This window comes from Kitasatospora sp. NPDC047058, from assembly GCF_040643935.1.
Lineage (GTDB): Bacteria > Actinomycetota > Actinomycetes > Streptomycetales > Streptomycetaceae > Kitasatospora.
The window spans coordinates 1-4,462 of record NZ_JBEYVJ010000492.1 but is presented as its reverse complement, the minus strand read 5'-3'; the positions used below and the strand labels follow the sequence as shown (position 1 = coordinate 4,462).

The following is a 4,462-nucleotide window of genomic DNA, read 5'->3' as shown; positions in this document are numbered from 1 at the left end:
CGAAGGCGGCCGCCCGGCCGAGCGCGCTGCCGGCCACCGCCGTGCCGGCGGGCAGCGTGGTGGCGTAGCCGTTGTTCTCGCAGACGAAGACCACCCACGATGTCGGTCAGCCGGTCGAGCTGCCAGCGGACGCGCTCGTGCACGTGCTCCACCCACCCGCGCGCACCGTACGTGTGCAGGACCGCCTGGGTGATGCTGTCACCCGTCATCACCCAGGTCATCGGCTCGACGGACAGTTCCACCATGTGATCATCCCCCTGGTCATCGGCGTCTGAGCAGCGGCCTCCGGCCGGTGCACCGAGAAGTTGATCATACGTTCCGAGTGGGTTCAGCCGGTGACCGCGCTCCGGAGGCCTGCCGACGTGGTCGGGCGGGGGCGGGCCAGCCGGGTCTCCAGAGCGCGCTGGCCGCGGCCGATCCAGCGCATCGGCCAACGCGCCAGGACGTACAGGCAGGCGGCCCACCCGAGGGCGTGGACCGCCCAGACACCGGCCATGGTGGGGCCGCCCCAGGCGTGGTGGTAGTCCGTGTCGAGGTACCAGAGGGGGTAGCCGACGTTGCGTACGGTGTTGAACGCCGCGTACGCGAACAGCACGAAGGCCGCGGCGTCCAGCGGCAGGCCGGCCAGGCTGCGGGCGGCCGCCCGGCCGGCGGTCCACCCGTCGCTCCCGCCGACCTGGCCCCGGCGGCGGGCCGGTGCGGGCCGGCCACCGAAGGCCCGGGCGGTGGCGACGAGCCCTGCGGGCAGCGCGAGGCCGGCGCGGACGCCGTCGGCGGCGACGGAACGGAGGTGGCGGCGGATCACGGACATCGTCAGGCGTCTTTCGGTCGGTGTGCGGCGGACGATCCGAACTGTGCCGGGCAGGAACCAGACAGGTCGTCATACCGGGGAGCCGATACCGGCGTCATACCCGGGTATGACCTGACAGCCCGCCGCAGCGGCCGTGTCGCCGTGACGGAGGGATGTCCCGTGGGTACTTTGGGCGATGATCCGCGCGCCTCGAAACCCGGCTCGGAACCCGTCTCGAAACCCGGCTCGAAGCGGACGGCGGTGGACGGGCAGCCGCAGCGGTCGCCGCCGGGTCCTGCCATCCGTTCGCGTCAACGAGAAGGAATCCGTCATGACCTACGCCGTGGATTTCGACACCGTGTCGACCGTCGGTCTGGAGTCGTCGCCCGTCGCCGCAGCGCTCGCCGGTCTGCGGGCGAACGAGGCCCGCTACTTCAAGAACAAGTACGACCACGTCTTCACCGTGGAGCCCGCGGAGGAGGCCACCGAGGTCGTCGACTGGGTGCACCGGATCCTCCGGGAGGAGCGCGACATCGTCATCGCGTCCCGGCCGCTCGAAGCCACCGCCTTCCAGGTCGAGAACATCCGGATGGCCTACGTCTTCTACGAGAGCGGTCTGTCGATCAACGTGATGTACACCGTCGACGACGGCGGGAAGCGGGCGGTCGGGTTCAAGCTCTCGGACGGGATGGAGGTCCCGGAGGAGCTTGCCCCGCGCTTCAAGTTCGCACGGCAGAAGTCGAAGCTCGCCGGCACCATCCGCGGATCGTTCTTCGTCATCAAGAACGAGTACTGAGCCCGAGGGCGAGGGGCGGTGCACCATTCTTGCCGCCCGCAGGAGTATGGGATTGACGGCGTCTCACGGACCGCCCTGTGCCGGGAGCTGGTCGGCCTCCGGTAGCGGGGACCGGCCTTGCGGGTGTTGCGCGGGGGCTTCCGGGGCCGGTGCCGCGGGGCGGGTTCGCTCGGCCCAGGCGGCGACCGGGGGGCCTGCTGCGCCCAGGCATGCGAAGAGGGCGCCGAGGAGCAGCCAGCCCGGGTGTCCGAGTGCGAGGACCGCCCCGGTGAGGACCAGGGGCGCGAGGGCCTGCCCGGCGTCGAAGCCGATGCCGAGGAGGCCCTGGTACTGCCCCTGGGCGTGGTCGGGCGCGAGACCGTAGCCGAGTGCGTAGCCGCCCGAGGACTCCCACACCTCCCCGACGCTGTGGACGCAGATGGCGAGGACGGCGAGCGCGGGTGCGGCCCAGGCGGGGACATCGGCGGTGAGCGCCATCAGCGGGCAGCTGATCAGGAACAGCAGCCCGGCGAGGCGGAAGGCGCGGCCGCCCTGCCGGGGGGTTTCCACGGTGGAGCCGAGTCTGCTCTGGAGCAGCACGCAGACGCCGCTGTTGACCGCGTAGACCGCTGCCACGGTCCAGCGCGGCGCGTCGGTGTGGGTGCTGAGCCAGATCGGCAGCAGGAGGGAGACGGTCTGGTACTGCAGGCCCATGGTGCTGTAGAGCGCGACGAAGGACACGTACGGCCGGTCGGCCAGGACGGACCACTGGCGGTGTTCCCCGGGCCGGGGCAGGGGCGGGTAGGCGGGGACGCCCAGGAACGCGATCAGGGCGGCGAGGGCGAAGCTGGCGGCGTTGGCCAGGATCAGTCCGGTGTAGGCGGGGCGGGTGTCGGCCTGGATGGCGAAGGCCGCGCCCAGGGTGCCCACGACGACGCCGAGATTGACGAAGGTGCGGAGTCTGGCCCGGAAGGCGGCGGGGCGTTCGCCGCCCGCCCTGGCGATGAGCGCCCCGCCCGCGGCGCCGCTCGCGGTGGCGGCCAGCCGGTCCAGGGTGGCGACCAGCGTGAACGCGCCCCAGCTGTCGATGAAGACGAACGCCGTCATGGTGGCCGCCTGGAGGACGAGGCCCGTCAGCCAGACTGCGCGCGGCCCGTACCGGTCGGCCAGGTTCCCCGCGGGGATGCCGGCCGCCAGGCCGCTGAGGCCGGCGATCGTCAGACCCGCTCCCACCTGTGTGGCGGGCAGGTGCACCACGAGCGTGAAGTAGAGGACGGCGGCGGTGTTGAAGAGGCCGTTGCCGACCCGGCTGACGAAACTGGCGGTGATCAGGGCGCGCTGCGGACCGGAATCCGGCCCGCCGGGCACCCGTTGCGTGGACCCCCTCTTGATCATGTCGGTCAGGCTAACAGGGGCACCCGCCAAGGTCTTTGCGCGGCCTGCCCGTTCTCGCCGCCGCCGGCCGCCCGTCAGGCGGTGTCGCGTTTCACCGCGAGGAAGCTGGCGGTCTGCCCGGCTCGCGCCAGGCTGGCGCCGCTGCCGTGGTCCTCCGCGCGCAGGACCGTCCCGGCGAGGGTCATGCGCTGGCCGATCCCGGTTTCCCAGTGCCGCAGCACGATCCCGTCGTACTCGTAGTGGAAGTCCGCGATGGGGCTGTCCGGCCGGCCCCGGCCGGTCAGGGTGAACGCGAGGGGCGACACGCCCGAGGCCCGTCCGGTCATGTCCATCGCGATGGTCTCGCCTCCCGGTTCCTCGGAGAAGACCAGCGCGCCGCCGAGCACGCCGTCCGGTTCGGCCCGAAGCCTCAGTTCCAGCTGCGCGAACCGGAGCTTGTTGAAGTCGTCGACGGGTTCGGGCCGGTTGAGGAAGCTCCGGTAGGTGTACGTCCCGGTCAACTCCACGGTGTCCATTGCGTCTCTCCTGGGCGAGGCGGTGCGCGAGGGGACGCGCCCCTCCAGCGTGCGGCGGCGGTCCCGGCCCCGGGCGGTCCGGTACCGGCATTCGGGTGGCCCTCCGCTGCTGCCACCACGCAGGCCGGCACACCGTCGAGGGCCACTGTCCTGAGTGACCCGCCGCTGACCCCGATCCCGCTCAGGTCAACGAGCCGACCCGACGGCCACAGCCCCGGCACACCCCCACCGCGGACCGTCCACCGGATCGTTCAACCACACGAACTGGCCGTCCGGACGTACGGTCATGCCGAAGTCGTACGGACCCGGCCGGCCCAGGTGCTCCCACTGCGCCCACGCGGCCAGCAGCTCGTCGGCCAGCCGCCGCGGCCCGCCCTGGAAGACCTCCACCCGCCCGCCGCCGACCGCCGACAGCGCCGCCCAGGACCGGGCACCGTCGTGGAGCCACGCCGAGACGCCGTCCTCGTCCGTCCCGGTCACCACCCGGACCTCCGGCAGCGCCACCCGCAGCGCGAAGCGCAGGTCCCACGCGGTGGTCAGCGGCGCGAGGTCGCGCGCGACGGACCCCTCGGCCTCGGCCGGGTCCTGGCCGCGCACCGCCGCGTACCCCGTCCAGCCGGCCGCCGGAACCGGCCCGGCCGTGCGGTCGGCCATGAACGTTGCCAGACCCTGCACCCAGCCCGTCGCGCAGCGCCCGTCGGCGGCGACGTCCAGGGCGACGTGCCCCAGGTGCCCCCAGGGGACGACGAGGCGCCCGCCCGGCCGGACCGCCTCCACCCACGCCCAGGGCACCCGCTCGACCGCGTACGTGGCGATCACCCGGTCCACCGGCCCGTCCGGCACCGTGGTGGTGGCGTCCGCGACCCGGACCTCCACGGCCAGGCCGGCGGCCTTCAGCCGCTCCCGGGCGAACGCGGCGAGGCCTTCGTCCAGCTCGGTGGACACCACCCGGCCCGGGCCGGCCCCCCCCCCCCCGCGCCCCCCCGG

At 73.3% G+C, this 4,462-nt stretch carries 5 protein-coding genes; 1 reads left to right on the top strand and 4 read right to left on the bottom strand.

Annotation, left to right across the window (positions count from 1 at the left end):
• Window positions 1-328 precede the first annotated feature (328 nt).
• Window positions 329-811: a hypothetical protein gene (locus tag ABZ885_RS36095; protein WP_360198529.1), complete on the bottom strand. Its 483-nt coding sequence runs from the start codon at window positions 809-811 to the stop codon at window positions 329-331.
• A 310-nt stretch (window positions 812-1,121) separates the two neighbouring features.
• Between ABZ885_RS36095 and ABZ885_RS36090 the strand changes: the two genes are divergently transcribed.
• Window positions 1,122-1,586, top strand: a complete 465-nt coding sequence (locus ABZ885_RS36090; protein ID WP_360198526.1) for a phage tail protein — start codon at window positions 1,122-1,124, stop codon at window positions 1,584-1,586.
• Window positions 1,587-1,649: 63 nt separating this feature from the next.
• Here ABZ885_RS36090 and ABZ885_RS36085 read toward each other — a convergent pair whose 3' ends face one another.
• From ABZ885_RS36085 to ABZ885_RS36075, 3 genes are all read right to left on the bottom strand, one after another.
• A complete protein-coding gene (locus ABZ885_RS36085) occupies window positions 1,650-2,960 on the bottom strand; it encodes an MFS transporter (RefSeq protein ID WP_360198523.1) in 1,311 nt (436 codons plus the stop codon).
• Window positions 2,961-3,034: 74 nt separating this feature from the next.
• On the bottom strand, window positions 3,035-3,475 hold the full coding sequence (locus ABZ885_RS36080) for a hypothetical protein (protein WP_360198520.1): 441 nt from the start codon (window positions 3,473-3,475) through the stop codon (window positions 3,035-3,037).
• Window positions 3,476-3,661: 186 nt separating this feature from the next.
• Complete coding sequence (locus ABZ885_RS36075) at window positions 3,662-4,423, bottom strand: hypothetical protein (protein WP_360198517.1); 762 nt, start codon at window positions 4,421-4,423, stop codon at window positions 3,662-3,664.
• Between the last annotated feature and the right edge of the window lie 39 nt (window positions 4,424-4,462).

What these genes read in the sequence shown, in the direction of transcription:
- ABZ885_RS36095 (WP_360198529.1), bottom strand. Translation starts at nt 811, where the DNA reads ATGTCCGTGATCCGCCGCCACCTCCGTTCCGTCGCCGCCGACGGCGTC.
- ABZ885_RS36090 (WP_360198526.1), top strand. Translation starts at nt 1,122, where the DNA reads ATGACCTACGCCGTGGATTTCGACACCGTGTCGACCGTCGGTCTGGAG.
- ABZ885_RS36085 (WP_360198523.1), bottom strand. Translation starts at nt 2,960, where the DNA reads ATGATCAAGAGGGGGTCCACGCAACGGGTGCCCGGCGGGCCGGATTCC.
- ABZ885_RS36080 (WP_360198520.1), bottom strand. Translation starts at nt 3,475, where the DNA reads ATGGACACCGTGGAGTTGACCGGGACGTACACCTACCGGAGCTTCCTC.